This window comes from Tychonema sp. LEGE 07196 (assembly GCF_963890365.1).
GTDB lineage: Bacteria > Cyanobacteriota > Cyanobacteriia > Cyanobacteriales > Microcoleaceae > Microcoleus.
In genome coordinates this window covers 1-26,360 of sequence record NZ_CAWPRX010000200.1, presented here as the reverse complement: position 1 = coordinate 26,360, position 26,360 = coordinate 1, and the positions used below count along the sequence as shown (strand labels likewise).

The window sequence follows — 26,360 nt, the reverse complement described above, 5'->3', positions numbered from 1 at the left end:
TCTTGTGCCCCCCGCGAGCTCGGGGGGGCTAGGGGGGGTCGGAGAGTATTAGACCTCTTGCAAAAGTCAAAAACTCACCCCCCTCAGTCCCCCCGCGGCTTCGGGGGGAAGCAAGAAAAATTAGGCTCCCTCCCCGCGAGTTCGGGGAGGGTTGGGGAGGGGTCTCAGCATTTTTGCAAGAGGTCTATTGCATGATTTTAGAGAAATGGTATTACTTGTTACTTGTTAACAGTTAATTTACTATTCCGATGCTAACGGATTTGATATAACTGGTAATTGCACAGATTTACCCATTACCCAAAATACAGCAAATACGGTTTCAGCTTGGGATAATATCGCGGGCGATCGATTACCCCAACAAAACAGTTTGTAGTGCGGACGATCGTCCGTTTTTGCGAGTTCGTAGTACGGAATTCCTCACTACAAACTTAACTCGAAACTATTCTTTTCCCTTTTCCCATCCCGTAGGTGAGAGCATAGCTAGTAGCCAACAGCCGCAGCCAAACAGCCGGATAGCGCGGTTCCAACCAAGGCTGTATTCTGCGGGCGAAGCTGGGAAGCCATCCGAATAGGAAACTTGCCAAAGCCAGCAGAGTAAAATTCAAGTAACTCCCCAGCCAGCGCAAAATATCCCGGAAGGTGACAAAATCTAAAATCCACAACAGGAGAGAAGGATTTTTTCCGGCTGCTTTAATTGCCAATCGATTGAAAGTTAGCCAGTCGGCTCTGTCTTTAATAAAAGTTTCCGCGACGGTGAGTTCTTGTTCTGCCAAAAGACCGAAAAAGGTATTGAGCATTGAATTAATTCTTTGGGGTGGCAAAGTGCGCCCCGTCGGTACCATCATCCCTTTAGAAAACAGCCAAGTTACTGATATATTGCTCTGGTAGGCACGAATTTGGTTTAAGTGTTTGGCACTTAATAAATTGTGCTTTAAAGCTGTATCCAATAAATCTGTTAATCGAAAAAGATTGCGGATGAGAGAGCCGAAACCGGTGAATACTAAGGGAGATTGCAAAGATGCTGCATCGCCGATCGCAATTAGGCGATCGACAGCCACGGCGCGATCGCTGCTGGTGGTGCTAAAATGGCCTGGAATATAACCAAAAGTAGTTTTTTTCCAGATTAATTTATTGACATCGCAGCGGCGGTACTCCGGCAAAATTGCGAAAAAATCCTCGTACAGTTCCAGCAAAGAACCGGGATTCTCGGCATTTACTTGGTGATAGTGAAAGAGATAAACTGTGAGTTCTCCTCCAGCGCCGGGAAATAACTCCCAAATCAGTTGGCGCCCGCGAGAAATATCACCGTGACTCCAGAGAACGTCGCCGTAATCGGAATCCCAAACTCCCGGCTCCATTCCTCCGTCGATGACTCCTCCCACCGTCGGACAAACGCTGTCAAAAGCCCGTCCTTCGTTCAATTGCCAAGCGATGGGAGAAGCTGAACCCATTGCATCCACCAGTAGCCTTCCGCTGACAGTGCGATCGGTTTTTGTCGGCAAGTGGCAGCTTTGAACTATAACTTTTTCCGCTTCAATATCGGCTCTGATAAACTCAGTTTCGTCCCAGATTTCCCCGCCCGCTTCTGTGAGTTTAACTCCCGCCAAATACACCAGTTTGTCGCTGTCCAAAGCTATATTCAGCACCTTCGGCGTGTGCAGAACTGCCGCTTTAGCAACGGGCGGATTGTTAGCATCAAAAAACTTGCAGTAGCCATCTTTGTATTCTCGCGCAATCAAAGTTTCGATTTCGGCTGGAGTAAATAAACCTAAATCAACTAAGCTTTGCATTTCGTCCCGCGAAATATTCCACTCGCGATTCATCTTCCCAAAAGGCATTCGTTCCAGCAGCAGCACTCGGTAGCCCAATCTCGCCATGACTGCGGCGTGAATCACTCCTAATGCTCCGCCGATATAAATTAAGTCGTAAACAGTATCGCCAGCATCCGACACCGAAACAGTGCCTTCTCCCTTCTCCCCTCTTCCTTCTTCATTCTTCCCTCTTCCTTCTTCCTTCTCCCCTCTTCCTTCTTCCTTCTTCCCTCTTCCTTCTTCCTTCTCCCCTCTTCCTTCTTCCTTCAAAAACACTACTTGTTTTGGCTTTTGAGGATTGCGAGTGTTTTCGCGCCAGCGCTGCTCCCACCAGTAAACGCGCTGCAGGTCGTATTCGCCTTTGGGCATTTTTTGGAAGTATTTGACGGTGAGAGGGTAATGGGGGGCAAGAGCGTCAAAAATTGACTGTTTGGAGAGGTCTACGGTGGGGGGTTCTGGGTAGCGATCGGGAAACTTGTTTCTGACAGCCAGATTTAGAGATTCCAGGAACTGTTTTTCTCCAGGCGGCGCGTCTTCTACACGAAAGACTTTTAAATAAGTTGTGCGCTGTACTGACCAGACAAAGGTGGAAAGTTCTGTTCGCCAATTGTGGTTTTCTGAATTGGTATCAGCGAGGGTCGGTTTTGGATTAGCATTTTGAGTTCCAGATTTTACCGACTCCGCTGCTGTTGTGTTGGAAAGCAGGCGAAAACCGTCAGGAGTAATAATTTTTTCTCCGATTCCGGGGTCGAATTCGTGCTGCAGCCAGGTGCAGACTGCTGCTGTATCGGGTGTGGGGACTTCTAGATAAAGAATTTCTTGCATGATTGGGAGTTCAATTCTGAATAAATTAATAAAGATGGGGGAGTTGACAAGGGAGCAAAGTAGGCTATACTCCCGAATACTTATTTAGTTTTAAATAAGTTTACAATGTTTTAAGATTTTTAGTTTCTCGATCGCCCTAGCTCTTAGTTGACCCGCTGCGGGTCAGCATTTACTTTTTTTGATATGAACTCTTATGAATTATCCCATTCCTACGAATCCTCAAGAAATGATTGCTTTGCGACAGCAGCCGCTGAATGAAGAATTGGTGGCGTCGGCGATCGCGGGTGTGATTCAAATAGCTCGATCGCGTTCTCAGTCTTTAGACGAGTTAAAGGCTGAGGTGCTCGCCGACGACAACCTGCTCGATTTGGCTCAAAGGCTCTGGTTGAGCGAAATTGTAGCTCAAGCTTGGGAAAATTTGCCTTGATCGTTATCAAAATCCGAACAAGACACGGCGGTGAAAATTATCGTTCTTCTTCAGTCCGCCTGCGCGGACTTCGTTTGTGTAGTCGCAAATTCCATTAGCCGTCCGATGTTTTTCTACTATTTCCAAATATGGTGATTATTTTAACAGTATCTGCAGGTTCATACCCCAGAAATCGGGTTTTTACTTAATTCGAGGCTGAGATACATGATTGTCGGAAAAAACCCGGTTTTTGAATGTTATAATTGATAGGTTGCGAAGGAATAAATAAGATTATCGCAATTCAACTTCTCGCTTAACTTCTGTTAAAACTCGATCGCCCCGCGTCAACCGATATTCTGCCCGCCACACTCCCGGAATTAGAGGAGAATTGGTACTGTTTTTTTTGCCGGCATAACGCAACCAAGTGCGGCTGGGGGCGGGAATTTCCTTGCTGTCATTGATGACGGTTTCACCGTTGGGTGCAAATAATTTGTATTCTTCGCGATCGCCCTTGAGGACTCCGTAAGTCTGCACCCAAAATATTAAAGCAGGGCTATTTATGGGGAGTTTAGTCTCAGAAAATTGTCCGGCCCAGATAGCGTTATCGTCAGGTGCTTTGCTGGCAAAACCGGCGCGAATTAAACCTGTAGAAACATAGTCGATGGGCTTGTCCCAAATTGGATTGCGGGCGGTGTTGCAGCCTAATTTGGCATCGGCACCGACAAACGGATCTACAGCTTTGCCTTGATAGCGAAAAGTGACGTGTACGTGGGGGAAAGAAGCCATCCCAGAGTTTCCCACCATGCCCAAAACGGTGCCTTTTTGTACCTGCATTCCCGGCTTCACAACCACGCTGTTTTGGCGGAGGTGGCAGTATTGGGCTTCCCAGCCTGCGCCGTGATCGATTACTATGCCGTTGCCGCATTCTGTACCTGAGACGTTGGCTTTGTCTGTCGGGTTTTGCAAGCGCCGATCGACCACGCCATCTCGCACTCGCAAAACTTTGCCCGCTGCGGAGGCGATAACTGGAACTCCTTTTGCCATTGCTTTGGCATCGGGAATGGCGAAGTCTGTGCCGTCGTGCCCGTCGTAGGTTTGTCGCCCGCAGCCAAAATCGACTGCAGCCGGGCTCGGATCGCGATCGAAGTACAGCAATACAAAACAGTCTTTTCCTAGGGTACAGTCGATCAGCTTGCCGAATTGCCCGCTGCTGGGCTTTTGGGCGACGGTTGAAGAAACGAGGCGCTGGGCGATCGTGTTGGCTTGGGCGATCGGTGCATTGACTGAGGTGTTATTAGCACAGGCAGCCGCACTTGTCAACCCCACGGTCAACAAAATTGCAGAAAAGTGTTTTTTTGATATGATAGTCATTCGTCGGTGGAAGATAAAATTTGAGGAATGAAGTCAAAAATCAATCAATCATTGAAAATATAGTTGGGTCAATCATCTAGACGATCGATCGGGCGTTTGAGTTTCCCATATTTATTGTAAACTGTCGCGTCTTTTATTTATACTGGCCTGTTTTTTGAGACTTTTGTATAGCGGAATTTCTGCCCGCTAGAAAGGTTAAATTGCCAAAGCAAAACAGCTTAGTTTTCTCGGTTTTTACTGCTTAATTAGTTAAAAAATGCTCTCTAAAATTAGATCGCTGATTTCGATAATTCGGCTTGGCGGCCTTGCGGTTGCTGCTTTGGCGATGTGGGCGTTTGCCACCATTGCCGAAGAGGTTTTGGAAAAGGAAACCTACGCTTTCGATACATCTATCTTACTATATCTTAGGAGCCTGCACACTCCACTGCGCGATCGCCTCATGCTTGGCTTGACATTTTTGGGAGAACCCAACGTGCTGCTAATGCTGAGCGTGAGTTTGGGTATTATATTGTGGATACGCAAACATCGCTCCGAAGCCACAACTATTGCAGTTACAGGCGTGGGAGGTTTGGGTTTAAATCTACTCTTGAAACAACTGTTTGCGCGCGATCGACCTCTACTTTGGGAGCGCACGGTTGATGTTAAGTTTTACAGTTTTCCTAGCGGACACGCGATGATTTCAATGATTATTTACGGTTTGCTAGGATATCTCTTGGGTTCGCGCTTTCCCAAGCAGCGCTGGTTGATTTACACCTTGACTGTGGTATTAATTGCGGCTATTGGTTTGAGCCGACTTTATCTCGGAGTTCACTGGCCAACCGATGTGATTGCTGGTTATATTGCTGGTTTTATATGGCTGCTTGCTTGTATTTTTAGTTTACAAGTATGGAAGCAGTTTCATGATTCTCGTCCTGTTGCTGAAGAGAAGTTTTTGTCGCCTGAAAATCCTCAAGAATAGTTTTAGTTGATAGCTGTTGACTGTTGGCGGTTGACTGTTGACTGTTGACTGTTGACTGTTGACTGTTGACTGTTGACTACTAAGAGGGCGGGTACGGGGACACCGCCCCCACTAATAAATAACAAGTAACATCTAACAATTAACACCTAACAACTATAGCAATCCTTGCAGGAGTCGTAAATCTTTTTACCCCACCCCAACCCTCCCCTTACTAAGGGGAGGGAGTAAGAAATTTACAAATGATTTATAATTGCTATAACAACTAACAACCAACACCTAAAAAACAACAAATAACAATAATCAATAACAAATAACCAACAACCAACAACCAATAACCAATAACCAATAACCAATAACAACTAACAACTAACAACTAACTATTTGCTTTTGGGTAAAACACATCGCAATCCCTTTTTCGTAGTAAGCCGCCTCGTTAATAAAAATTGGATATACCGTCGATTTACCTTCATAGAAGACCGACTCGCCCTCAAAGGTCAAAAACATCGGATCGCCGGGATTGAGGGCTTGATAATCTCTGGATTGTAGCTGAGGATGAATCATTGCCTGAATCTCTCCCTTTTCGCTTCTGGGATAGTCGATCGCCCCGATGGTATGATAAACAGTCAGGGGATTTGTTGCAGCAGGCATTGTGCCTTGATTGTAGCTTTCTACGCAGTCTAAAATTGTGCCGACAACTTGCTCGGTTTGCTGAAATAAAGAGGCATCTAATACGCCTTGTGGCACTGCACCAACCTCCAGCGTACCGCCTAATTGGGAAATCGATCGCAGCAAAGGACTATCATAATTGTTAGTTGCCGAAACCAGCAGCTTGAGGTGGGGATAGACAGAGGTTAAATAAGCTGCTAGTTGCAGGTTAAAAGGATGCTGGCTGGCGAGAATAAATGTTAGCCCCATGTTGGATGTGGTGCTGTGCAAATCGATAATTAAGCTTTGCTGCGGAGTGGTTTTTGAGCTAAAAATGTGGTAGATTTCTTTGGCCCGCTGCGCTTCGTAGGTGGAGAGGTGGGGATTTTGTAAATCTTGCTGTCGAAAGCAGCGGTTGAGGTCGATATCGACGTAGCGTCTGCCGATTTCGGAAGCTTTGGGATTGGCTAGCAGGGCGATTGTTTCAAAAGTCGATCGCCCAATTGACTGTGGCGCGCGATCGAACTTCTTCACCAGGTAAATGCCTGTGAGTTCGTTTCCGTGGGTTCCTCCCACTATGGCAACACGTTTTATTGGATTCATAAACAAAAAACTCCCTATCCCAAGCCTACCATGATTTGTTATCATTTGGTAACAAAGACCTCAGAAACCAGGGTTCTTGGTATATTTCTCGTCACTCAACCAAAGATTCGTAGAAACCCGGTTTCTTGGCCCGATGCGAAAATCTCAGAAACCGGGTTTCTTTCTACATTTCTCGTCACCCAACCAAAGACTCGAAGAAACCCGGTTTCTTTGCCCCCTGCGAAAATCTCGGTTTCTTTGCCCCCTGCGAAAATCTCAGAAACCGGGTTTCTTTCTACATTTTTCGTCACCCAACCAAAGACTCGAAGAAACCCGGTTTCTTTGCCCCCTGCGAAAATCTCGGTTTCTTGGCCCCTGCGAAAATCTCAGAAACCGGGTTTCTTTCTGTATTTCTCGTCACCCAACCAAAGACTCGAAGAAACCCGGTTTCTTGGCATCGATGCGTAAACCTCGGTTTCTTGGCCCCTGCGAAAATCTCAGAAACCGGGTTTCTTTCTGTATTTCTCGTCACCCAACCAAAGACTCGGAGAATACCCGGTTTCTTGGCCTCGATGGGTAGACATGATACGATCTAAAATTAAGGTGATTCGGGCGATCGCCCCTACAGCCAAAATCCCGGTATTGCCATGCGTAAAATTGTACTCTTCATTGCATCTAGTTTAGACGGTTATATCGCGCGATCGAATGGCGAGATTGACTGGCTGTATACAGACCAAAATTACGGCTATACTAAATTCTTAGATAGCATCGATACAGTCCTCATGGGTCGCAAAACCTACGAACAAGTTCTAACTTTTGGCGAGTATCCCTACCAAGAAAAAAAAAGTTATGTTTTTACTAAAAATCTAGATTTCACAGCAACTTCTGATGTGGAAGTAGTAGCACAATTAGAGAGTTTTGTCAATGATTTGCGCTTGATAGAGGGCAAAAATATTTGGTTGGTGGGAGGCTCTTTGCTGATTCGCGATTTCCTGAACAAAAATCTTGTCAACGAGCTGATTCTCTCAGTGCACCCGCTGATTTTGGGCGAAGGAATTCCTTTATTTGCTAATCCCAATACTACAGCTTTGCAGCTAACTGGATGTCAGACTTACAGTTCTGGTATGGTTCAGCTATCCTATGATGTGGCGGCTTGAGGGCGCGCTTTGTTGTTAAGCTGATGATAAAATATTTTTGCTGCTGGCTGCTATTAATATCTGTTTTCTGGATGGCGCTGCCGGCTGAGGCATCTGTTTGCCGAAATTATCAAGGGCGCGAGATTTGCATTGTCGATATCAAACGCAGTGCAAAAAATTATTGGGAGTACAGGGTAATTCTGAGTGTGGATCGAGTTAAACAGCCTCTGGAAGTTTACAATTGTCGCGATCGCACTACGGTTAAGAAAGATGGCACTGTTTTGGCATTTGGACAAAACAACCCTGGTGAAATTGTCTGCAGTTTTTTTGACCGAAAATAGTTTTGCTCATCGATCGATCTCGTTTTCCTCTAATCGGGAGTATCTATAATATTGGTTCGTCGTGCGAAATTCAGTCTGCACTACGAACCAATATCGGTAAAACTAATGCGTTTTTAAGCACATTAGTGAATATTTTTGGCGCTTAAACTTTGGCCAGACGATCGCCATTGGGAAGATGTTCTATCTCTGCAGCCTCTTGACTGTAAGAGTTCTCGCCCGCAGCGCCGTAATAGTCTCGATACCATTCTACAAACTTATGGATGCCTTGGGCGATCGGCGTACTGGGCTTAAATCCTACATCCTGCATCAAATCGCTTACATCTGCATAGGTAGAAAGTACGTCACCGGGCTGCATTGGCAAAAAATTCTTAACGGCTGTTTTCCCCGTTGCTTTTTCAATAACTTCGATAAAAGTCAACAATTCCACAGGGGAATGATTGCCAATATTATAAATCTTGTAGGGAGCGGTGGTGGCAGAATTTTGGGCGATCGATTGAGGCGGTTTTGCCATAACTCGCACAACTCCTTCAATTACATCGTCAATGTAAGTGAAATCGCGCTGCATTTTGCCGAAGTTGTAAACGTCGATGGGTTTGTTTTCGGCGATCGCCTTGACGAATTTAAAATAAGCCATATCCGGTCTTCCCCAAGGGCCGTATACTGTAAAAAAGCGCAATCCCGTAATCGGCAAACCGTACAAATGGCTGTAGGAATGAGCCATCAGTTCGTTAGCTTTTTTGGTGGCGGCGTAAAGGGAAATCGGATGATCGACGTTATCGGTAACTGCAAAGGGAACTTTAGTATTAGCACCATAAACAGAACTGGAAGAAGCAAAAACTAAATGCTCAATTTTGCTGTGGCGACAGCCTTCTAAAATGTTGATAAATCCTGTCAGGTTGCTGTCTGCGTAGGCGTGAGGATTTTCCAGCGAGTAGCGAACGCCCGGTTGACCGGCGAGGTGAACGACGCGGTCAAATTTTTGGTCTTGGAAAAGTTGGGATATGCTAGGGCGATCGCTCAAATCTAAATATTCAAAAGTAAATTGCGAATGCGTCTGGAGTTGAGCTAAACGCGCTTTTTTGAGGTTGACATCGTAATAGTCATTTAAGTTATCAATGCCGTAAACTTGTTGCCCTTGGGATAATAATCTTTGGGCTAAATGATAGCCGATAAAACCTGCTGCACCAGTTACTAAAATTTTCATAAAAACATTCGGTAAGTAGGAAAATCGGTCACAAAGCGTACTGAGAGGGAAATGACTCGTGCGACTTACCATACAACATATCGCAAGTATGTCACTATTCAACATCTGCTGGGAAAGCTAGAAAATCCCCGTAGGGTGCGGATTCATATCAATTCCTCTCTTCATCGTCCTGTATTCATTTCTCTCTGTGTTCTCTGTGTTCTAGTAAGGTTAAATCATTCCGATTCAACCGGAAACGATATCACCGACAATCTGTCCAGAAAGCTGGGAAATCTCACTTATCCGCACCATACACATACCTTAAACAGTTGACATAGGTCGCGTGACGTTTTTGATACCATTTCTCTAAAATCATGCAATACTCTTTGACCCCCCCTAGCCCCCCCGCGAGTTCGGGGGGGGACAAGAATACTGTTGCATTATTTTTTGAAATTGGTATGAGATGGGGATTTACACCTCAGCCTAAAAACATTCTGCGTAAACCATTGCTTTTTTAATTTGAATAATTGGAATGATTTAACCTTACTAGAACGCAGAGCACGCAGAGGAAGAGAAGATAAGAGAGAGATGAAGCGAAGCAATGGCGGAAATTAAGCGATTGCTTCGTTTCACTGGCAGTGACAAACTATTTATTACACATCCTGCGTTAAAATTTGCCGTCTACTGCAGAGACGCAGCGTTCGCAAATTGCCGGATGTTCGATCGACTCTCCGACGTGGGTTGAGTAGTTCCAGCAGCGATCGCACTTTTGGCCGTCTGCTTTGACTACACCAATCGCCAACTCTGGAGACTGGTAGCTGTACGGCAATTCTTGCAGGATTGCATTCGATTCGATCAGTTCAACTTCTGATGTGATGAACAAATAGCGCAATTCGTCTACACCGTTGCTACCACTTGCAGAATGATGGTGTACAGCTACTTCAGCAGGAGTTTCTGCTTTGGGTGCCACACTTAATTCTGCTTTCGGGATTGCAGGTATTTCTGCAAAACTTTGTTGGGCTGCGGATGTTTGCGGCTGTGTTGGTACAAGCGCTGTCTCTACTGCGGGCGCTAGTACGATCGCCTGTGTTTCTACAAGCACAAGCGCAGTTGTTTGTCCCAGCACATCGGCTGTCAGGGAATCAATTGTTTGTCCAATTTCTTGACGGTTTTCTGCAAACAGCAAGTGACGGAAAGCAAACCAGATTGTAAATAAGATACCGATGACTTTAAAGAAGACTTCCAAGAGAGGAATTTGATTCATCGTATCCAAAACTGCCAGGGTTACTCTACCCGTTACCAATACAGAAGCTAACAAGCCGAGCGTTACCAGAATTTTTTGGTATTCTGTGATAAAGTTGCCCGCGTATTCAGGCAAATCAGCAATAAACTGGGCGCTGCGATCTAACACTTGCTGCAAATCTAAAGCCGATTCTTCTGGGGTAGAATACTCTACAATCTCAGAACCTGCATCGCGCTTAGCGACTGTTTGTTGCTCAACACTAACAGTCTTTATTGTCAAGGTTTTTGCAACACTTGCAGCTTTTGCTTCCTGTCGATCTTGTACTGCTTTTGCTTTCTCCTCTGCGGCTAGTTCGATCGCTGCATTTTGCGATCGCACATAATCCACCAATTCTTCGCTGCTAGGATTCAAAGCTTGCAGTTGCTGTCTTTTTTCGACATTGGGAACGTACAATAAAACCTTAGCTTCCAAAGAAGAACCGATCGCCTTTTCAGTCCTGGCTTTTTCCAAAACCTTGTTAACTTCGCCGCGTACTTGTCGCAAATATTGCCAGCGCGCAGCCAATTCTGGATTGTGCCACGAAGCGTCAAGTTGCACCCAACCAGCTTCAAATACTGACTTGTAGGGAGTTGGATAGGGAAGGTACTGCCAAATATCCTCAGCCATGTGACACAACACAGGTGCGATCGCCCTTGCCAAATTCTCCACAGCGATCGCAATTACCGTCTGACAACTGCGGCGGCGCTGGGCATCTGTCGCGCTGATATAAAGTCGATCCTTGGCAATATCCAGATAGAAATTAGACAAATCCACCGTGCAGAAATTCTGCACTGTTTGGAAGAATCGGGAAAATTGGAAGTTTTCAAAAGCATCTTGAACTTCCGCAAAAACTTCGCCCATTCTGTGCAGCATATAGCGATCGAGTTCCGGCAAATCCTCGTAAGCTACAGCATCTTTTGCCGGATCGAAGTCGTGCAAATTTCCCAGCAAAAACTTAGCTGTATTGCGAATTTTCCGGTAAACATCCGATTGCTGTTTGAGGATGTTTTTGCCCAACGGCACGTCTGCAGAATAGTCTACCGAAGACACCCACAACCGCAAAACATCTGCCCCGTATTCCTTAATTACGACGGCCGGATCGACGACATTGCCTTCAGATTTGCTCATCTTGCGGCCTTTTTCATCCAGCACAAAACCGTGAGTCAAAACTGTTTTGTAAGGAGCGATGCCGTTGGTTGCTACACTGGTTAGCAAGCTGGATTGAAACCAGCCGCGGTGTTGGTCTGAACCTTCCAAATAAATATCAGCAGGATAGTTTAATTCCGATCGCCCTTTGACAACTGCAGCCCAAGAAGAACCCGAGTCAAACCACACATCCATCGTGTCAGTTCCCTTGCGGTAAGTGCGGCCATTGTTGCGGTAAGATTCTGGCAGCAATTCGGCGATCGGCAATTCCCACCAAGCATCCGAACCCTTCTCGGCAAAGATGGCTTGGACGCGGGCGATCGTTTCTTCATTTAACAGCGGTTCGTTGGTTTCTTCGTCGTAGAATACCGGAATGGGAACGCCCCAAGTCCGCTGGCGAGAGATGCACCAATCCGCTCGATCGCCGACCATTGCAGTGATTCTATTTTCACCTTGGGCGGGAATCCAATTCACATTAGAAATGGCTTTTAATGCTTCATCTCGGAACCCTTCCACCGACGCAAACCACTGTTCTGTAGCCCGAAAAATCGTCGGCTTTTTCGTGCGCCAATCGTAAGGATAGGAGTGAGGATAAGCTTCCTCTTTAATCAAACAATTTGCCTTTTCCAATGCCTCAATCACCGCGCTATTGCCGTTTCCGAGGACATTTAAACCTGCAAACTCTCCGGCTTCGGCGGTGAAATTTCCGTTTTCATCTACGGGAGTTAAAATTGGTAAACCGCAGCGTTTTCCGACGATAAAGTCTTCTTGTCCGTGGCCTGGTGCGGTGTGCACCAATCCGGTTCCTGAGTCAGCGGTAATGTAGTCGCCGCCGGCAACGATCGGGCTTTCGCGATCGAACAGCGGATGTTTGTAGATGCAGCCTTCTAATTCTTTACCGGGGAAAGTAGCAAGTATTTTTAATTTTGTGTTGAAAGTTGCCGAAAGTCGATCGACCGCATCGACAGCGACTAACATAAATTGTTGTGCGATGTGGGAATTTGCCGGCGGTTCCACCACTGCATACATCAGTTCGGGATTGACTGCGATCGCCAAGTTTGCCGGAATTGTCCAAGGGGTAGTCGTCCAAATCGCGGCCCAGAGGCTCGGCATATAGCGCTTGAGCTTCGTTTGCAAAGATTTTGACAAGTTTCTGACATGAAAGCCGACGTAGATGCTGCGCGAGACGTGGCCTTCGGGATATTCCAATTCTGCTTCGGCGAGGGCTGTTTTCGAGCTCGGACTCCAATGAACCGGTTTAAAGCCGCGATAGATGTAGCCTTTGAGCACCATTTGACCGAAAACGCCGATTTGGGCGGCTTCGTATTCGGGTTTCATGGTTAAGTAGGGGTGTTTCCAGTCGCCCCAAATGCCGTAGCGCTGGAAGGAATCGCGCTGCTGTTCCATTGTTTTTTCGGCGAAGGCGGCGGCTTTGGTGCGGAGTTCGATCGGGGTAAGATTGAGCCTTTCGTCCGATTTCATGTTCTGCAAGACTTTAAGTTCGATCGGCAATCCGTGACAATCCCAACCGGGCACGTAGCGAACTTTTTTGCCGCGCAGCATTTGGTAGCGGTTGATAAAATCTTTAAGGATTTTGTTGAGGGCGTGGCCGATGTGAAGTTGTCCGTTAGCGTAGGGCGGGCCGTCGTGGAGGACGAACAAATCGCCTGGGTTATTTTCCGAAAGGCGATCGTAGATTTCTCGATCTGCCCAAAATTGTTGCAGTTCCGGTTCGCGACGGGCGGCGTTAGCCCGCATATCAAACTTGGTTTTGGGCAGATTTACCGTGTCTTTGTAAGATTTAGCTTCCATTTTGGAGAAACGTTTTATGTAGTTAGTTGTTAGTAGTTAGCGGTTATTTGAGAGATGATATCAAGTCCGGTTAAATAATCATAATGAAGTTTGTAGTGATAACTTTAGTCGTCTCTCGTCCTTGAATGGCTGACAACCAGATATTCCAGTATAGGCGATCGACCGCACATTCGATCGAACCAAATCCGTAGAGAACCCTCTCTTCTCTCTGCGCCCTCTGCGGCCTCTGCGGTAAAAAATCATTCATAAATCGAGGTGGCGCGAATGACTCAGCCAGGGGACGATCGCGCCCAGTTCTTCAAAAAATGCTACGGTGCGATCGTGGTCGGACTGTTGGACTCTGTGTCAGGCCGCAGCCAGCGAGAAAAGTTCATACAAACAGTCCCCACCCGCGGCTAACGGCATTTCCCATACGATCGCACAATGAAGCATCCGGCACTTTATCTGTTTCCTGTTCCCATTTTTCCACGAGTTGGCGGCCTAGGGGCGTGAGGCGAAAACTGTCGGTAATCCCTTGTCCGTCTACTTCCCGCCGCAGTACGCCGACTTGAATCAGCCACAGCAGGGAGTTTTCGGCTGCAAGTTCGGATACGGGCGATCGGGTGTAGCCGCTTTCGACACCGGAATTTGAGGCGATCGCGCTTAGGAAAACGCTGTTATCGCGGATGGTCTGGAAGAAGTGTAATTGAAAAGGGCTGCACCGGATCGCGCGATCTGCTCTTTTGACAGTGCGGCTGGGATAACTAATAGATTTAAACGCTTCGGATGGGATAAAAGTCATTGGGAGAAATTTTGAAGAGGTACTATATTTTTAATTGTTACAGATTTAGAGTCAAAGTGGATTTATCCGGATCGCCTATTTCTACAAATACTCCAAATGATTGTTCATTTCTTCAGCATTCACTACCTCCCAAATTAATACTAATCCTTGCAAAATTTCCCCAATCGATTTACTGGTTTGCAGACAGTAAACAATACGTGCGTGAGACAAACCTGCATGATGCAGTCTTAAAAAATCCGTATCTTGGGTAAAAATCACTCGCTCTTGAGACAGGGAAAATGCTAATTGTTGTTCGTCGGATTGCCCGATCGTTCCTTGTTCTGGAGTTGTGGTGACATCAATTCCACGTCTTCGCAATCCATTTCCTATGGCAAGAGTTATATTTTCGTCAAGATGAAATTTTATCTTAGCCATGTTGACGATTTTTTAATTTTTGTTGCAATAGCGATGGAGTTTGAGCTTTCAACTGGCGAGCAAATTCTGCATCTGCTTCGATTGCAGAGCGAATTTCATCTCGACGATCGTGATAATAGGCTAAAGCTGCATAGATATCAGATAAAGTAATACTCGGATAGTGATACAGAATTTCGTCTGGTGACATTCCCATTTGTTCGTGCCAAACAACTATATCCTGAACTCGGATGCGATGTCCGGCGATACGGGGTTTTCCCCCACAGATTCCGGGAGTAATTTCGATATGTTCTTTAATGACGGCGATCGACATGGTAGGGAATTAATATAGGATGTGTCTTACATTTTAGAACAGGCTAGACGAGTTTGGCTGTAAAAGCCATTTTAGGCGATCGCTTTTCTGAGTGGCAAAGACCACTACTCCAAATGTTTAAACAACCAACCAGGGAGCATAGGCTAGAATCGGAAAAACAAGCGGCTGAAGTTTAATTAAATATTATGAACAGGCTTTCCGGCCTGTTCCACAAAAAGTGCATTTTATTGTGGGGTGGGCTCCTAGCCCGCCCAAAATGAATTAAAATACATTTATAAATCCCAACAGAAACACAACTATGACATTACCAGTAGGGTGCGCGGCTCCTCAATTCAGCGCCAAAGACACAAACGGCAAAACAGTCTCCCTCTCCGACTTCAACGGTAAAACCGTAATCTTGTATTTCTACCCCAAAGATGACACCCCCGGCTGCACCAGACAAGCCCAAAGCTTCAAAGCAGCCCATGAAGAATACAAGGGCAAAGATATAGTAGTTCTCGGTGTCAGCCGCGACAACGAAGAATCGCACCAAAAATTCACAGAAAAGTACGGTTTGCCTTTTCAACTATTAGCAGATGTTGATGGCGCAATTACCAAAGCTTACGATGTCGAAAAAGGCGATTATGCCAAGCGCGTCACCTTCGTCATCGACGGCACCGGCAAAATTATTCAGGTTTATGAAGGAGACAATCTGAAAGTTGACTCTCACGCTCAAGATATTCTTGTCACCATAGTTTAGTGAGGGGTCACGGGTACGGGGGTTAACAACCTACTCTAACTATATTTGTTCCCCCACAACTTGCACGACAAATGCGATCGAGCAGCCTAGATTGTCGTCAGGTGCGCGGTGCACAGCCTACAGTTAGATTTTGCGTGCAAATCCTGTCAACCATTCAAAATTCATGCTTTAAAAGGCTTTCACCGCCCCTAGATTCAGTCGAGGGGCGGTTTTGTCAGCGATTGACATTGTGTTTGATAAAATCAGAAGTTATCCTTGCTGTAGCTGAATAATTAAGTAGGTAGGCAGATAGAGAATGACAAACAACAACAGTATTTTCAGTTACTTAGGCCCCCAAGAAGTTGAGGCGAATCGAGCCGCTGTCTTAGTTGGCAGTTTTGACAAAAATCAAGTGGTGGCGATTTCAGCAGCAGAAGGCTCAAATCCCCTAAATGCTGAGATGAATTTATCTACAGGCATTTGGAACATCAGTTTAGAGAAAGGATTCGATCGCCCTGGATCTCGCACGGTGCAGGTGAAGGCAACTGATAAGACTGGCAAAGTTATCGGCGAACAAACAATTAGCATCAAAGTTAATCCTGCTTCTAACACGCCCGATCGCTCTTTTACGTTAATTATTCTCCAATTTACCAGATTCAAAGCCGGAACATTGCCTAGTACCAGTCTCAACGAACTGCAAAAAGCGGACGTACCAGCCGGAACAACTTATCAAATTACCGACTACGAGTTAGAAGACGGACACCTGAATGTTAAATTAAATAATCCAATTTATCCGGTGGGGAATTCCGGCTTTTTTTACGAAAAGCACGCAGTCATCACAAGCGGCGCAAAAATCATGATATTCGATCGCGCCCAATTACCCACCCCGCCGCTTGGAATGATGTTGCTGTGGGTAAACAAAAAAACCTGGTTAAAGCGCAATCCCGCAGATTCTGCTACTTTAGCAGAAAATCAGAAAGTCCGATTTTACCAGGGAGAAACTTTCAATATTCTCGGCTACGCTTGCGTAGACAATCATTTTCGTGTCACCCTAAATAACCAGATCCCCAACTTTGTCCAGTCAGGTTTTTTGTACTCGCAACACGTCCAAATTTTGCAAAACGGGATAGGAATTCAGTGTGATAGAAATGCTGTGACGATGACTGTTATCAAAACTGCTGTGCTTAAAAAGCGGCCGGTCAATCCAGCAAGCCTGCAATCGCCAGAAAAAATTAATTTGGCGGCGGGCATGATTTACGGAGTTGCAGGATTCTCTATAGAACAAGGTGATGTCAAAGTCTCGCTGACTGAAAATTTGCCTTCCTTTGGCAATACGGGTTTTATTTTTCCCGATTTCGTGCAATTCAGTCGCGGTGGTAAATCTTTCAATCCTGCCCCTAATTTAACTTATCAAGGGCCAACAGAAGTTTTGGTAAATCAGGCGATCGTCCTGCAGGGTACTTTTGACAAGCAGGAAGCGGTAAAAGTTGATGTAATAGCTGAAGATAAATTTCCGCTAACCGTTACGCTAAACCAACAAGCCGGCACTTGGCAAGTGAATATGCCTAAAGGATTTAGCGTAGCAGGAGCTCGTTGGCTGAGGTTGCGCGCAACTGACAGCAAACGCAATGTTACCGCCAGCCAAGTAATTTACATTACAGTTAGTTCCGATCCGCTGACTGTCGGAAAAGGTTTGACCTTAAAGATAGTTTCTGCTACTTTCTTTAAAGTAGCTCCGGTTGATTCTTCGCGACTAGAAAATCAGCAAAAAGTTCTTGTCAAAGCAGGTCAGATTTTCACGTTGAGCAAGTACGGATTTGTTGACGGGCATCTCAAGGTGGTGCTGGATTCGGCAATTTCGCCGATCGGCAGTTTTGGCTATTTTTACGAACCAGACGTTCAGTTGGCCAAAGGTACAAAAACCTTGAAGTTTGACCTCGCCGACGTACCCAACAACAGCGGAGGCGCTGAACTGTTGGTAACTCAAACAACTGTGATTAAAAGCCAACCAGTAGATTCATCAAAACTGCCTGCCAATGGAGTTGCAGCTTTAATTTTAGGTAGCACCTACACCATCACTGGTTATGCGTGCGTTTTGGGTCATTTCCGAGTAACTCTCGCCGAATCTATTCCCGGTTTCGGGAATGTCGGATTTATTTATTGGCAGTCCGTTAAAATCAAGAAAAACGGCAAAGAAGTTCCCTTTGACCCCGATGCTTTGACAATGACAATGCTGCAACCAACGGTATTGAAAAAACGCCCGTTAGAGGCTAACAAACTAACTGCTACTGAAAGAACTACACTACCTTTAGGTAGAGTTTACGGCGTGGAAAGCTACGGTTTGGAAGAAAATCACCTAAAAGTTTCCCTAACTGAAGAACTGCCGAATTTTGGCAATACAGGTTATGTTTTTCCGAGCTTTGTTCAGTTCAAACGGGGAGATAAAATTTTCGATCCAGTTCCGAACAATGTGGAATTGAACGTGCCGTATTTTTCGCAGCGGGACAATCCGCGCTTTGACTGGTCTACTTGCAATGTAACTGCGATCGCAATGGTATTTTATTACTACGGCGTTCGCTCTAAGTGGGGCGGACAGTTGGAGGATGAGTTGTTGCAGTGGTGTTTCGACTATGCCGGCCAGGGTTCTCAAACGGATCACAACGTGCTGACGGCGCTGATTCAGGCTTACGGGTTCCAGACGAGTTTTAGTACGACTCGTACATGGGCGGATGTGCGATCCCAATTGTTGAATCGGCGGCCGGTAGTTTTAGCGGGAGATTTTACGGCGGCCGGTCACATTATCACTTTAATTGGCTACAATTCCCAGGGTTATATCGTACAAGATCCTTGGGGAGATGCACTCACGGGCTACAGCAATACTGAGGGAAGAAAGTTGATGTATCCCTACAGTTACGTCAATCAAGTTGCGGGGCCTGATGGGAATGTTTGGGCGCATTTTATCTCTCGATAATTACAGCCGTTTGTAAGGTGTGCCGCCGCGCACCCTACATCTATTTGGAAGTCGCGCTAGTGATGCGTAAGGTGCGCCGCAGCGCACCCATAACTTAGGCAATATTGCCCTTAATTTTGCGTTTCGCCGCACCCATACCTAAAAAGCTCAATCCTAGTAAAGTAGCGAACCAAGTAGATGGTTCGGGTACGGCTTCAGGAGAGCTTGCTTCAAAGGAGCTTTTAATGGCGATCGCATCATTAGCGCACTCGGCCAAAAAATTAGCAATATAGCTTCCCGAAGGCATTGAGGATTTGTTGAAACTGAATCCGATTGTTTGAGAACCTACGGCATTAAATTGACCGAAATTAAGACCGAGTGCGGTCAAAGTGGCGGGAGTTAAAGAATTGATTTCTCCTACTTTTGTACCTGTAGCAATTGAGTTGAGAACTGTCCAGTTTCCTGTTTGTTCAAAATAGGGGTCTGTAGCAGCTAAATCGCCCATTGATGGGGTACCGCCTTGAGATGCAACTACGGTGTTGAATTGATTTAAATTGCTAAAGCCGGAGTTGGTTTTAGTGACATTTTTAGCAGTAACATTGCTGTAAACGCCTGTTGTTGCCACGCCTGAGTCATTTCCTTCGGCAAAGCGAACTGCAAACAAGCTGTTATTTGCATTAGCTGTGTTGAAGTTTTGACCGGAAAAATTGAAGAATAAATCGCCGTAGTTAATGTTGCCTCTTTGAGCGGCGCTGTCTGCATATCCCGCTAAACTTAGATTGGAGTTAATGGCGATGAAAGCTGTATCTGATGTTTCTTTGACAGCGATACCGTAAAATTCAAATTCGCCGCCGCCGATTTGCGGCCCTGTCACGCCGTCGCTGAAGGAGTCGATCGCATAATTCCAACCGTTAGATAGCGTTGCTGCTGTAGCTTTTTGTGGCTGTATCGCGATAATTGCACAGAAAACAGCCACTGAGCAAGTGCTGTAAATACTGTTTTTATTAGTAGAATTCATAAAATTCTCCGGGGAATGAGTGATAAAAAATCCAGTCGATCGCTCGGTAGCATCTGTGTTTTGCTTGAATGCGTGGGAGATTTTCTCGATCGCACTCGAACAAAAAAATATTTTTACAAAGCCGGAGATGCTACCGCCTCGTAGGGACTCTTTAATTTTTAGTAAATCATAGATTCCGGCAAATTTTATTAAAGTTTTGGTAAAGATTTTGTGAGAGCAGATCGGTTTTGCATTTATAGTTCGAGCGTCCCTGCTCGCGAGTACAATACGCGATCGGGGACGCTCGCACGCTTAATAAAAAAAATGCTTTTTCCAAAACTGATCTACTCCCGATTTTGTGGGCTATCGCCTAATATCAACTGCATTCAAAAAAAACAGCTAATACCCGTAATTAAACAGCAAACTCCCGCCACTACCCGCACATTGCTACCCAAACGCATCACCCACGCAGAGTTAGTCAATAAAATTGATGGATTGAGGGATTAATTTGTCAATATTTCATTCACTTGAAAACCGCTAGATGCCATTTAAATACACCACAACTTATTCGCCCATAATTTGAATACTTACACTTCTGTTTCGCGGCCCGTCTAAGTCAAAAAACAAAACAGATTGCCAAGTCCCCAGTGCTAATTTACCTTCTGCAACTGGAATTACTTCGCTGGTACTGAGCGTCATGGCCATCAGGTGAGAGTGAGCGTTGATCGGTTCGTCGGCTGGAACTATTCTTAAATGCAGGTCGTTGTGCAGGTATTTGTCACCGGGAGGCGCTAATTTTTGCAAGTATGCTTTAATATCTGCTAGCAATCTTTCTTCATCTTCATTAATTGCTAAAGCTGTAGTGGTGTGTCTCGAAAATACTATGACTTGTCCATTTTTTACGGAACTGCTATCAAGAATCTGGACAATTTGAGGAGTGATATTATAAATATTAATGCCTGATTCTGTGAGTATTTCGATTGTTTGATTGATGATTTTCATAGGTTGCCTATTATCTCTAGCCCAGTTCAATAATTATAATTAGGTTGGTAGTGAGGACTTGAGTCTTCAAATTCCTCAAAGACCGATCGCCCAAAATTATACCATTTACAAAAAATTGTTTCCTCAAGTTAAGAGGGCCCGCACGCACCCTCCACCGCCCCTACTGACTGTTGACTGTTGACTGTTGACTGTTAACTGTTGACTGTTGACTGTGAATCGAACAACGGAAAATTACACCGATATCCGTGGTGACTTGTAAAAATCATTCATGAATTGCTCTCTGATTTATCACCTGACGATGCAGCCGGAAACGATCTTATATCGCGCCCGCTCGATTAACTGCACGCACGAACCTTTTTTGTGTTATGGCAATCTACCGGAGATGATATTAGGGATTCATCGATCCTCGACGCACCCTACTAATAATGCAAGTAAATCTAAAAATCTAAAATCTAAAATCTAAAATCGACTGACGGCGAGGAGCGATCGTTTTGAGAAAAGCCAAGAAACTGCCTGCAACATATCCGTAGCGAGCATCGCGGGTTCCTGGAGACTCTGGCGGTAGTTTCTGCACTTGAAGCGCTGCATCAATCAAATTTCTGAATGCTGTTAACCGATCGCCGACAATTCATTAACTATCTTGACTCTTCCCTTAAGCACGTAGCGTAGCAGTCGGTTGAGCGAATATATATCTTGCTCGTCGAGAGAGTCATCCAAAACAGCAGCCATCAAACCGTAGCGATCGGCCAATGTCAAACAGCCTGTATCGGTAACAGAGGCCAGTATTTCAGAAATAGCGCCGGGGATAAGTTGAATAAAAAGCATAAGACCTTCTCTGAATTCGATAGTTATATCATCTATCATGCTCCCAAAATCAACAGTGACGCTGACAGAGTAGAGAATGTGATTTTTAAATGCTAATTGTGCGATCGCGACGCATCTAATTGTGTGACTAGCGGCGTTTTAAGTATGCGATCGGCGTCACAACATTATTTTATTATTTGCCAATTTCCCTCTCTCCCCCCCCAAATCTAAAGATTTACAAAGATTTTTAGGCTCTGTGGGTGTCTTTACCGACTACTCATGTATAAAACGCATTGTCAGTATGCAAAATCTTCATAAAACTCAATATTTTGTAAAAATAGCTACGAATCTTTACGGTGGTGGGTTTTACATTTGTTCGTAACAAAGGCGCATCGAAACCCAGCGATCGAACAATCGGTAGCAACCATAACAACCATAAATAGGTTGGCGGCATTCGAGGCAGCGTCCAAAAAAGCTCAAGTATACAAAAGACCAACCATGCTTAAAAGAAATTCTATCGAGTAACTAAATATACAGTTTTAAATTCATACAGTCACTAAGGTTAGCAGGAAACACACTTTATGCTCCAAGTCAATACTTTTCCCGAACAAGCCAGCCGCGAGGGTAAACCAATGACCCAAACAGTAGAACCAAAAACCAGCCAGAACAAATTTGAAAAACTCAAATCCGAAAAAGATGGCTTAGCAGTCAAAGCCGAACTCGAACGCTTCGCCCAAATCGGCTGGGAAGCAATGGACGAAATCGATCGCGACTACCGCCTCAAATGGTTCGGCATCTTCTTTCGGCCAGTAACTCCTGGGAAATTCATGATGCGGATGCGGTTGCCCAACGGCATCATTACCAGCAATCAAACTAGAACCATCGCAGAAATTGTACAGCGCTACGGCGACGACGGCAGCGCCGACATCACCACCAGACAAAACCTGCAACTGCGCGGAATTCGCATAGAAGATGTGCCCGACATCTTCAGCCGCCTCAAAGCAGCGGGGATGACCAGCGTTCAGTCCGGTATGGACAACGTTCGCAACATCACCGGTTCTCCAGTCGCAGGCTTGGATGCCGACGAACTGATAGATACGCGGGAACTGGCGAACCAAGTTCAAGACATGATTACCAACAGCGGCGAAGGCAACCCCGCGTTTTCCAATTTGCCGAGAAAGTTTAATATTGCGATCGCAGGCTGCCGCGACAACTCAGTCCACGCCGAAATCAACGACATCGCCTTCGTACCCGCTTACTTGGACGGCAACATCGGGTTTAATGTTTTAGTCGGCGGATTCTTCTCCGCCAAACGCTGCGAAGCTGCAATTCCCCTCAACGCTTGGGCAAGTCCCAGCGACGTTGTAGATTTGTGCAAAGCAATTTTAACTGTATTTCGCGATCGAGGCCCGAGAGCAAACCGCCAAAAATCGCGCTTGATGTGGCTGATTGACGAACTCGGCATCGAACAATTCCGCGCCGCCGTGGAACAAGAATTAGGCCGCACATTGCTTCGGGCCGCCCTCAAAGATGAAATCATCTGGGACAAACGCGACCACATCGGCATCTACGACCAAAAACAAGCAGGACTCAAGTATGTAGGGCTGCACGTTCCCGTCGGACGGCTAACTGCATCGGATTTGTTCGATTTAGCCAGAATCGCCGAAGTCTACGGCAGTGGCGAGCTCAGGCTGACTGTCGAAGAAAACGTGATTGTGCCCAACGTTCCCGAATCGCGGATTGAGTCGCTGCTGAAAGAACCGCTGTTACAGCGTTTTTCGATCGACCCGGCACCCCTGACGCGAGCCTTACTTTCCTGCACCGGCTCCAAGTTTTGCAACTTCGCCCTCATTGAAACCAAAGCGCGCGCCGTCGCCATGATTGGGGAACTCGAAACCGAACTCTCCATTCCCAAACCGGTCAGAATTCACTGGACTGGTTGCCCCAATTCCTGCGGCCAACCCCAAGTAGCAGACATCGGTTTGATGGGGACAAAGGTTCGCAAGAACGGCAAAACCCTTGAAGGTGTAGATATTTACATGGGAGGGACGGTTGGCAAAGACGCTCATTTGGGTACTTGCGTCCAAAAAAGCATCCCTTGCGAAGACCTTAAACCGGTGCTGCATCAACTTTTAGTCGATAACTTCGGTGCTGTTCCCCATCAAGGAGATGTAGCTTCCCTCAACCGACAACTGCAACTGACGGTTGAGAGAGACGAAACGACACTCGCGGCGACTAAACCTCAGACATCTACTGTTATTTTCGCCCGATCGGGCAAAACAGTTGCTTGCACCGAAGATGAATTTATTCTCGACGTTGCCGAACGGGCAGGAGTCGAACTCGACAGCAGTTGTCGTTCGGGAACCTGCGGCACTTGCAAGCAGAAACTTCTAGAAGGGAAGACAGTTTACGACAGCCAACCCGACGCGGCTGCCGATTTAGAACCAGGGTTCATTTTAGCTTGCAGCGCGCGGGCGATCGGCAAAGTGTCGATCGACGCCTGATCTCACATCTGCCATCTCACATTCCAACGATCTCAAAGTACAACAAGAATTCAAGACAAATGAGCAACCTTTCCCGCAGAAAATTCATCATCACCGCCGGAGTCACAGCCGCCGGCACCCTGCTAGCCCACGGTTGCAGTTCCGGTTCCACCACATCTAGCGCAACTCCCAGCGGCGCAACTCCCAACGCCGCCCCAGCAGTCAACATCAACCCCGCCGACGCCCCCGAAGTTACCGGAGCCACTTTGGGATTCATCGCCCTCACCGATGCCGCACCCATAATTATTGCCCTAGAAAAAGGCTACTTTACCAAATACGGCATGAAAGACGTAAAAATCACCAAACAAGCATCTTGGCCGGTGACGCGCGATAACCTAGAACTCGGTTCCGACAAAGGCGGCATTGACGGCGCGCACCTCCTATCCCCGATGGCTCACCAGATGACATTAGGCACAATTACCAAAGGCAATCAGCCAGTGCCGATGAACATTCTGGCGCGGTTAAATACTAACGGTCAAGGTATTTCCCTCGGCAAAAAATACCTAGATTTAAAAATCGGTACCGATAGCAAACCTTTTAAAGCAGCCCTCGCCAATCAGAAAGTTCCGATTGCTATGACATTTCCCGGAGGCACCCACGATTTGTGGATACGGTATTGGCTAGCAGCAGGCGGTATCAATCCAGATACAGATGTTTCCGTGATTCCCGTACCGCCGCCCCAGATGGTAGCTAACATGAAATCCGGCAGCATGGAAGCCTTTTGTGTAGGCGAACCTTGGAACGCTCAGCTAATTGCTCAAAAAGTAGGATACAGCGCCTTAATCACTGGAGAACTTTGGAAAGATCACCCAGAAAAAGCTTTAACTTTAAGAGCAGATTGGGTAGCCAAAAATCCCAAAGCTGCTAAAGCACTGACAATGGCTGTTCTCGAATCCCAGCAGTGGTGCGAAAAGCCAGAAAACAAAGAAGAGATGTGTCAAATCATCGGTAAAGATAGATGGTTAAAAGTTCCTGCAGCCGATATTGTCGCTCGCTCTAAAGGTCAAATTGACTACGGTACAGGTCGCGTTGAAGCTGCTAGTCCAGTGGCGATGAAATTCTGGGCTGATAATGCTTCGTATCCCTACAAGAGCCACGATGCTTGGTTCATCACTGAAAATATTCGCTGGGGTTATATGCCGGCTAATACCGATATCAAAGGAACCGTCGATAAAGTTAACCGCGAGGATATTTGGAAAGCCGCCGCCACAGCAATTGGTGTTCCTGCCGCCCAAATTCCGGCTACGACTTCTCGCGGTGTCGAAACCTTCTTTGACGGCATCAAGTTTGACCCCGAAAAACCTGAAGAATATCTGAAGAGTCTGGCAATCAAGAAAGCATAATTAGTTGACTGTTGACTGTTGACTGTTGACCGATTTTAAAATTGAGTGGAGTTGGTTCTATTGACTCAACCCACCCAGACACGGGGAATACTTCAAAGTATCTACAAATAATCAATTATTCACAATACTGCACTCAAAAATATGGCAACAAATCTCTCTGTTTCTAAAAGTAAAAATCCGGTAAATTTCGTAGTGGATTTGGTGCAAAAAAATCGCCGGAAAATCCTTCGACCTTTAGTTGCGATCGCAGTTTTGCTCACAATCTGGCAAATCCTTTGCCACGGTGATGGTTCCTCCTTGCCGGGCCCGGTTAAAGTTGTCCAAGAAACTTGGACTTTGATTATCGATCCCTTCTTCGACAACGGCGGTATCGACAAAGGTTTATTTTGGCAAATTTTAGCGAGTTTGCAGCGAGTGGCGATCGGCTTTACTTTATCAGCAATTCTCGGCATAAGTTTAGGGATATTGATCGGCACAAATCCTTTAATGTACGATGCTTTAGACCCGCTGTTTCAAGTATTTAGAACTATCCCGCCTCTAGCTTGGTTGCCGATCGCCCTGGCAGTATTTCAACAGTTCAATCCCTTTGAAGGTATGGGGCTAAAAACCAACGAAGTAGCAGCACTTTTTGTAATCTTGGCTACAGCAATTTGGCCGATTATCATCAATACCACAGTAGGCGTTCAACAAATACCCCAAGACTACAGAAACGTCGCCCGCGTCTTGCGCCTCCCCAACAGAAAATACTTCTGGAAAATCCTGATTCCATCTTCAGTTCCTTACATTTTCACAGGCTTGAGAATTGGCATCGGTTTGTCTTGGCTGGCGATCGTAGCGGCGGAAATGTTAGTCGGCGGTGTTGGCATCGGTTTCTTCATCTGGGACGCTTACAACAGTTCTAGACTAAGCTCCGTGATTCTAGCAGTGCTTTATGTAGGAATTGTCGGCTTGCTATTAGACAGAATAGTTGGTTTTATCGGTTCTAAAGTGGTTCCCGAAG

The 26,360-nt window shown here is 46.0% G+C and carries 25 protein-coding genes and 1 pseudogene; 12 read left to right on the top strand and 14 right to left on the bottom strand.

Annotated features, from left to right (window positions below; translation table 11 throughout):
* Positions 1-428: 428 nt before the first annotated feature.
* Complete coding sequence (locus AACV78_RS24105; protein ID WP_194012290.1) at positions 429-2,636, bottom strand: NAD(P)/FAD-dependent oxidoreductase; 2,208 nt, start codon at positions 2,634-2,636, stop codon at positions 429-431.
* A gap of 193 nt (positions 2,637-2,829) precedes the next feature.
* On the opposite strand from AACV78_RS24105, the gene AACV78_RS24100 reads away from it, so the two are divergent.
* Positions 2,830-3,063, top strand: a complete 234-nt coding sequence (locus AACV78_RS24100; RefSeq protein ID WP_194012289.1) for a hypothetical protein — start codon at positions 2,830-2,832, stop codon at positions 3,061-3,063.
* A 270-nt stretch (positions 3,064-3,333) separates the two neighbouring features.
* On the opposite strand, the gene AACV78_RS24095 is transcribed toward AACV78_RS24100, so the two are convergent.
* Entirely contained in the window at positions 3,334-4,413 is a 1,080-nt protein-coding gene (locus AACV78_RS24095) for a M23 family metallopeptidase (RefSeq protein ID WP_194012288.1), read from the bottom strand.
* A 256-nt stretch (positions 4,414-4,669) separates the two neighbouring features.
* Between AACV78_RS24095 and AACV78_RS24090 the strand changes: the two genes are divergently transcribed.
* A complete protein-coding gene (locus AACV78_RS24090; protein WP_194012287.1) occupies positions 4,670-5,371 on the top strand; it encodes a phosphatase PAP2 family protein in 702 nt (233 codons plus the stop codon).
* 2 nt (positions 5,372-5,373) lie between these two features.
* Here AACV78_RS24090 and AACV78_RS24085 read toward each other — a convergent pair whose 3' ends face one another.
* Complete coding sequence (locus tag AACV78_RS24085; protein ID WP_255513031.1) at positions 5,374-5,496, bottom strand: hypothetical protein; 123 nt, start codon at positions 5,494-5,496, stop codon at positions 5,374-5,376.
* 241 nt (positions 5,497-5,737) lie between these two features.
* Complete coding sequence (locus AACV78_RS24080) at positions 5,738-6,619, bottom strand: aspartoacylase (RefSeq protein ID WP_194011678.1); 882 nt, start codon at positions 6,617-6,619, stop codon at positions 5,738-5,740.
* Between the two features lie 626 nt (positions 6,620-7,245).
* Between AACV78_RS24080 and AACV78_RS24075 the strand changes: the two genes are divergently transcribed.
* The gene (locus AACV78_RS24075) at positions 7,246-7,755 is read left to right on the top strand and encodes a dihydrofolate reductase family protein (protein WP_194011679.1); all 510 of its coding nucleotides are present in this window, start codon (positions 7,246-7,248) and stop codon (positions 7,753-7,755) included.
* A 23-nt stretch (positions 7,756-7,778) separates the two neighbouring features.
* The gene (locus tag AACV78_RS24070; protein WP_194011680.1) at positions 7,779-8,075 is read left to right on the top strand and encodes a hypothetical protein; all 297 of its coding nucleotides are present in this window, start codon (positions 7,779-7,781) and stop codon (positions 8,073-8,075) included.
* Between the two features lie 142 nt (positions 8,076-8,217).
* On the opposite strand, the gene AACV78_RS24065 is transcribed toward AACV78_RS24070, so the two are convergent.
* The 3 genes from AACV78_RS24065 to AACV78_RS24055 all read right to left on the bottom strand — a co-directional run bounded on the left by AACV78_RS24065 (position 8,218) and on the right by AACV78_RS24055 (position 13,745).
* Positions 8,218-9,279: an NAD-dependent epimerase gene (locus AACV78_RS24065; RefSeq protein ID WP_194011681.1), complete on the bottom strand. Its 1,062-nt coding sequence runs from the start codon at positions 9,277-9,279 to the stop codon at positions 8,218-8,220.
* 646 nt (positions 9,280-9,925) lie between these two features.
* Positions 9,926-13,498 carry an isoleucine--tRNA ligase gene (ileS, locus tag AACV78_RS24060; RefSeq protein WP_194011682.1) on the bottom strand — a complete coding sequence of 1,191 codons (3,573 nt, stop codon included), beginning with the start codon at positions 13,496-13,498 and terminating at the stop codon, positions 9,926-9,928.
* Between the two features lie 70 nt (positions 13,499-13,568).
* The gene (locus AACV78_RS24055) at positions 13,569-13,745 is read right to left on the bottom strand and encodes a hypothetical protein (RefSeq protein ID WP_194011683.1); all 177 of its coding nucleotides are present in this window, start codon (positions 13,743-13,745) and stop codon (positions 13,569-13,571) included.
* A gap of 17 nt (positions 13,746-13,762) precedes the next feature.
* Here AACV78_RS24055 and AACV78_RS24050 point away from each other — a divergent pair, with 17 nt between their 5' ends.
* Entirely contained in the window at positions 13,763-13,897 is a 135-nt protein-coding gene (locus AACV78_RS24050) for a hypothetical protein (RefSeq protein ID WP_255513010.1), read from the top strand.
* Here AACV78_RS24050 and AACV78_RS24045 read toward each other — a convergent pair.
* From AACV78_RS24045 to AACV78_RS24035, 3 genes are all read right to left on the bottom strand, one after another.
* Positions 13,869-14,279 carry an Npun_F0494 family protein gene (locus AACV78_RS24045; RefSeq protein WP_194011684.1) on the bottom strand — a complete coding sequence of 137 codons (411 nt, stop codon included), beginning with the start codon at positions 14,277-14,279 and terminating at the stop codon, positions 13,869-13,871. The two genes, AACV78_RS24050 and AACV78_RS24045, sit on opposite strands and share 29 nt — an antisense overlap.
* An 81-nt stretch (positions 14,280-14,360) precedes the next feature.
* Entirely contained in the window at positions 14,361-14,693 is a 333-nt protein-coding gene (locus tag AACV78_RS24040) for a DUF5615 family PIN-like protein (protein WP_194011685.1), read from the bottom strand.
* Positions 14,686-15,003 (bottom strand): DUF433 domain-containing protein, encoded by a 318-nt coding sequence (locus AACV78_RS24035; protein ID WP_194011686.1) that lies wholly within the window; start codon positions 15,001-15,003, stop codon positions 14,686-14,688. Before AACV78_RS24035 ends, AACV78_RS24040 begins: the two co-directional genes overlap by 8 nt.
* Before the next feature lie 298 nt (positions 15,004-15,301).
* Between AACV78_RS24035 and AACV78_RS24030 the strand changes: the two genes are divergently transcribed.
* Together AACV78_RS24030 and AACV78_RS24025 are read left to right on the top strand one after the other, a co-directional pair.
* Positions 15,302-15,742 (top strand): peroxiredoxin, encoded by a 441-nt coding sequence (locus AACV78_RS24030; protein ID WP_194011687.1) that lies wholly within the window; start codon positions 15,302-15,304, stop codon positions 15,740-15,742.
* Between the two features lie 295 nt (positions 15,743-16,037).
* Positions 16,038-18,692 carry a C39 family peptidase gene (locus AACV78_RS24025; RefSeq protein WP_194011688.1) on the top strand — a complete coding sequence of 885 codons (2,655 nt, stop codon included), beginning with the start codon at positions 16,038-16,040 and terminating at the stop codon, positions 18,690-18,692.
* Positions 18,693-18,786: 94 nt separating this feature from the next.
* On the opposite strand, the gene AACV78_RS24020 is transcribed toward AACV78_RS24025, so the two are convergent.
* Positions 18,787-19,689 carry a PEP-CTERM sorting domain-containing protein gene (locus AACV78_RS24020; RefSeq protein ID WP_194011689.1) on the bottom strand — a complete coding sequence of 301 codons (903 nt, stop codon included), beginning with the start codon at positions 19,687-19,689 and terminating at the stop codon, positions 18,787-18,789.
* Between the two features lie 15 nt (positions 19,690-19,704).
* Here AACV78_RS24020 and AACV78_RS24015 point away from each other — a divergent pair, with 15 nt between their 5' ends.
* Positions 19,705-19,833 carry a hypothetical protein gene (locus AACV78_RS24015; protein ID WP_255513011.1) on the top strand — a complete coding sequence of 43 codons (129 nt, stop codon included), beginning with the start codon at positions 19,705-19,707 and terminating at the stop codon, positions 19,831-19,833.
* A gap of 399 nt (positions 19,834-20,232) precedes the next feature.
* On the opposite strand, the gene AACV78_RS24010 is transcribed toward AACV78_RS24015, so the two are convergent.
* The 3 genes from AACV78_RS24010 to AACV78_RS24000 all read right to left on the bottom strand — a co-directional run bounded on the left by AACV78_RS24010 (position 20,233) and on the right by AACV78_RS24000 (position 21,495).
* Positions 20,233-20,670, bottom strand: coding sequence for a secondary thiamine-phosphate synthase enzyme YjbQ (locus AACV78_RS24010; protein ID WP_194011690.1), 438 nt, complete (start codon positions 20,668-20,670; stop codon positions 20,233-20,235).
* A gap of 445 nt (positions 20,671-21,115) precedes the next feature.
* Positions 21,116-21,265 carry a hypothetical protein gene (locus AACV78_RS24005; protein ID WP_194011691.1) on the bottom strand — a complete coding sequence of 50 codons (150 nt, stop codon included), beginning with the start codon at positions 21,263-21,265 and terminating at the stop codon, positions 21,116-21,118.
* A gap of 14 nt (positions 21,266-21,279) precedes the next feature.
* Positions 21,280-21,495 carry a hypothetical protein gene (locus AACV78_RS24000; protein ID WP_194011692.1) on the bottom strand — a complete coding sequence of 72 codons (216 nt, stop codon included), beginning with the start codon at positions 21,493-21,495 and terminating at the stop codon, positions 21,280-21,282.
* A 611-nt stretch (positions 21,496-22,106) separates the two neighbouring features.
* Between AACV78_RS24000 and AACV78_RS23995 the strand changes: the two are divergent.
* The 4 genes and pseudogenes from AACV78_RS23995 to ntrB all read left to right on the top strand — a co-directional run.
* Positions 22,107-23,633, top strand: a pseudogene (locus AACV78_RS23995) (ferredoxin--nitrite reductase); the annotation flags it as partial.
* Positions 23,634-23,666: 33 nt separating this feature from the next.
* Positions 23,667-23,978 carry a 2Fe-2S iron-sulfur cluster-binding protein gene (locus tag AACV78_RS23990; protein WP_339383791.1) on the top strand — a complete coding sequence of 104 codons (312 nt, stop codon included), beginning with the start codon at positions 23,667-23,669 and terminating at the stop codon, positions 23,976-23,978.
* Positions 23,979-24,037: 59 nt separating this feature from the next.
* On the top strand, positions 24,038-25,360 hold the full coding sequence (locus AACV78_RS23985; protein WP_194011693.1) for a CmpA/NrtA family ABC transporter substrate-binding protein: 1,323 nt from the start codon (positions 24,038-24,040) through the stop codon (positions 25,358-25,360).
* A gap of 141 nt (positions 25,361-25,501) precedes the next feature.
* Positions 25,502-26,360 (top strand): nitrate ABC transporter permease (gene ntrB / locus AACV78_RS23980; RefSeq protein ID WP_194074343.1); only part of this gene is annotated, 859 nt, incomplete at its 3' end.

Excerpts from the sequence above, each read along its gene's own strand:
- AACV78_RS24065 (WP_194011681.1), bottom strand. The coding sequence starts at position 9,279 with ATGAAAATTTTAGTAACTGGTGCAGCAGGTTTTATCGGCTATCATTTA.
- AACV78_RS24075 (WP_194011679.1), top strand. The coding sequence starts at position 7,246 with ATGCGTAAAATTGTACTCTTCATTGCATCTAGTTTAGACGGTTATATC.
- AACV78_RS24080 (WP_194011678.1), bottom strand. The coding sequence starts at position 6,619 with ATGAATCCAATAAAACGTGTTGCCATAGTGGGAGGAACCCACGGAAAC.
- AACV78_RS24100 (WP_194012289.1), top strand. The coding sequence starts at position 2,830 with ATGAATTATCCCATTCCTACGAATCCTCAAGAAATGATTGCTTTGCGA.
- AACV78_RS24105 (WP_194012290.1), bottom strand. The coding sequence starts at position 2,636 with ATGCAAGAAATTCTTTATCTAGAAGTCCCCACACCCGATACAGCAGCA.
- AACV78_RS24090 (WP_194012287.1), top strand. The coding sequence starts at position 4,670 with ATGCTCTCTAAAATTAGATCGCTGATTTCGATAATTCGGCTTGGCGGC.
- AACV78_RS24010 (WP_194011690.1), bottom strand. The coding sequence starts at position 20,670 with ATGAAAATCATCAATCAAACAATCGAAATACTCACAGAATCAGGCATT.
- ileS (WP_194011682.1), bottom strand. The coding sequence starts at position 13,498 with ATGGAAGCTAAATCTTACAAAGACACGGTAAATCTGCCCAAAACCAAG.
- AACV78_RS24095 (WP_194012288.1), bottom strand. The coding sequence starts at position 4,413 with ATGACTATCATATCAAAAAAACACTTTTCTGCAATTTTGTTGACCGTG.
- AACV78_RS24015 (WP_255513011.1), top strand. The coding sequence starts at position 19,705 with ATGAGTGATAAAAAATCCAGTCGATCGCTCGGTAGCATCTGTGTTTTG.
- AACV78_RS24050 (WP_255513010.1), top strand. The coding sequence starts at position 13,763 with ATGACTCAGCCAGGGGACGATCGCGCCCAGTTCTTCAAAAAATGCTAC.
- AACV78_RS24020 (WP_194011689.1), bottom strand. The coding sequence starts at position 19,689 with ATGAATTCTACTAATAAAAACAGTATTTACAGCACTTGCTCAGTGGCT.
- AACV78_RS24045 (WP_194011684.1), bottom strand. The coding sequence starts at position 14,279 with ATGACTTTTATCCCATCCGAAGCGTTTAAATCTATTAGTTATCCCAGC.
- AACV78_RS24070 (WP_194011680.1), top strand. The coding sequence starts at position 7,779 with ATGATAAAATATTTTTGCTGCTGGCTGCTATTAATATCTGTTTTCTGG.
- AACV78_RS24040 (WP_194011685.1), bottom strand. The coding sequence starts at position 14,693 with ATGGCTAAGATAAAATTTCATCTTGACGAAAATATAACTCTTGCCATA.
- AACV78_RS24035 (WP_194011686.1), bottom strand. The coding sequence starts at position 15,003 with ATGTCGATCGCCGTCATTAAAGAACATATCGAAATTACTCCCGGAATC.
- AACV78_RS24025 (WP_194011688.1), top strand. The coding sequence starts at position 16,038 with ATGACAAACAACAACAGTATTTTCAGTTACTTAGGCCCCCAAGAAGTT.
- AACV78_RS23985 (WP_194011693.1), top strand. The coding sequence starts at position 24,038 with ATGAGCAACCTTTCCCGCAGAAAATTCATCATCACCGCCGGAGTCACA.
- AACV78_RS24055 (WP_194011683.1), bottom strand. The coding sequence starts at position 13,745 with ATGAATGATTTTTTACCGCAGAGGCCGCAGAGGGCGCAGAGAGAAGAG.
- AACV78_RS24030 (WP_194011687.1), top strand. The coding sequence starts at position 15,302 with ATGACATTACCAGTAGGGTGCGCGGCTCCTCAATTCAGCGCCAAAGAC.
- AACV78_RS24000 (WP_194011692.1), bottom strand. The coding sequence starts at position 21,495 with ATGCTTTTTATTCAACTTATCCCCGGCGCTATTTCTGAAATACTGGCC.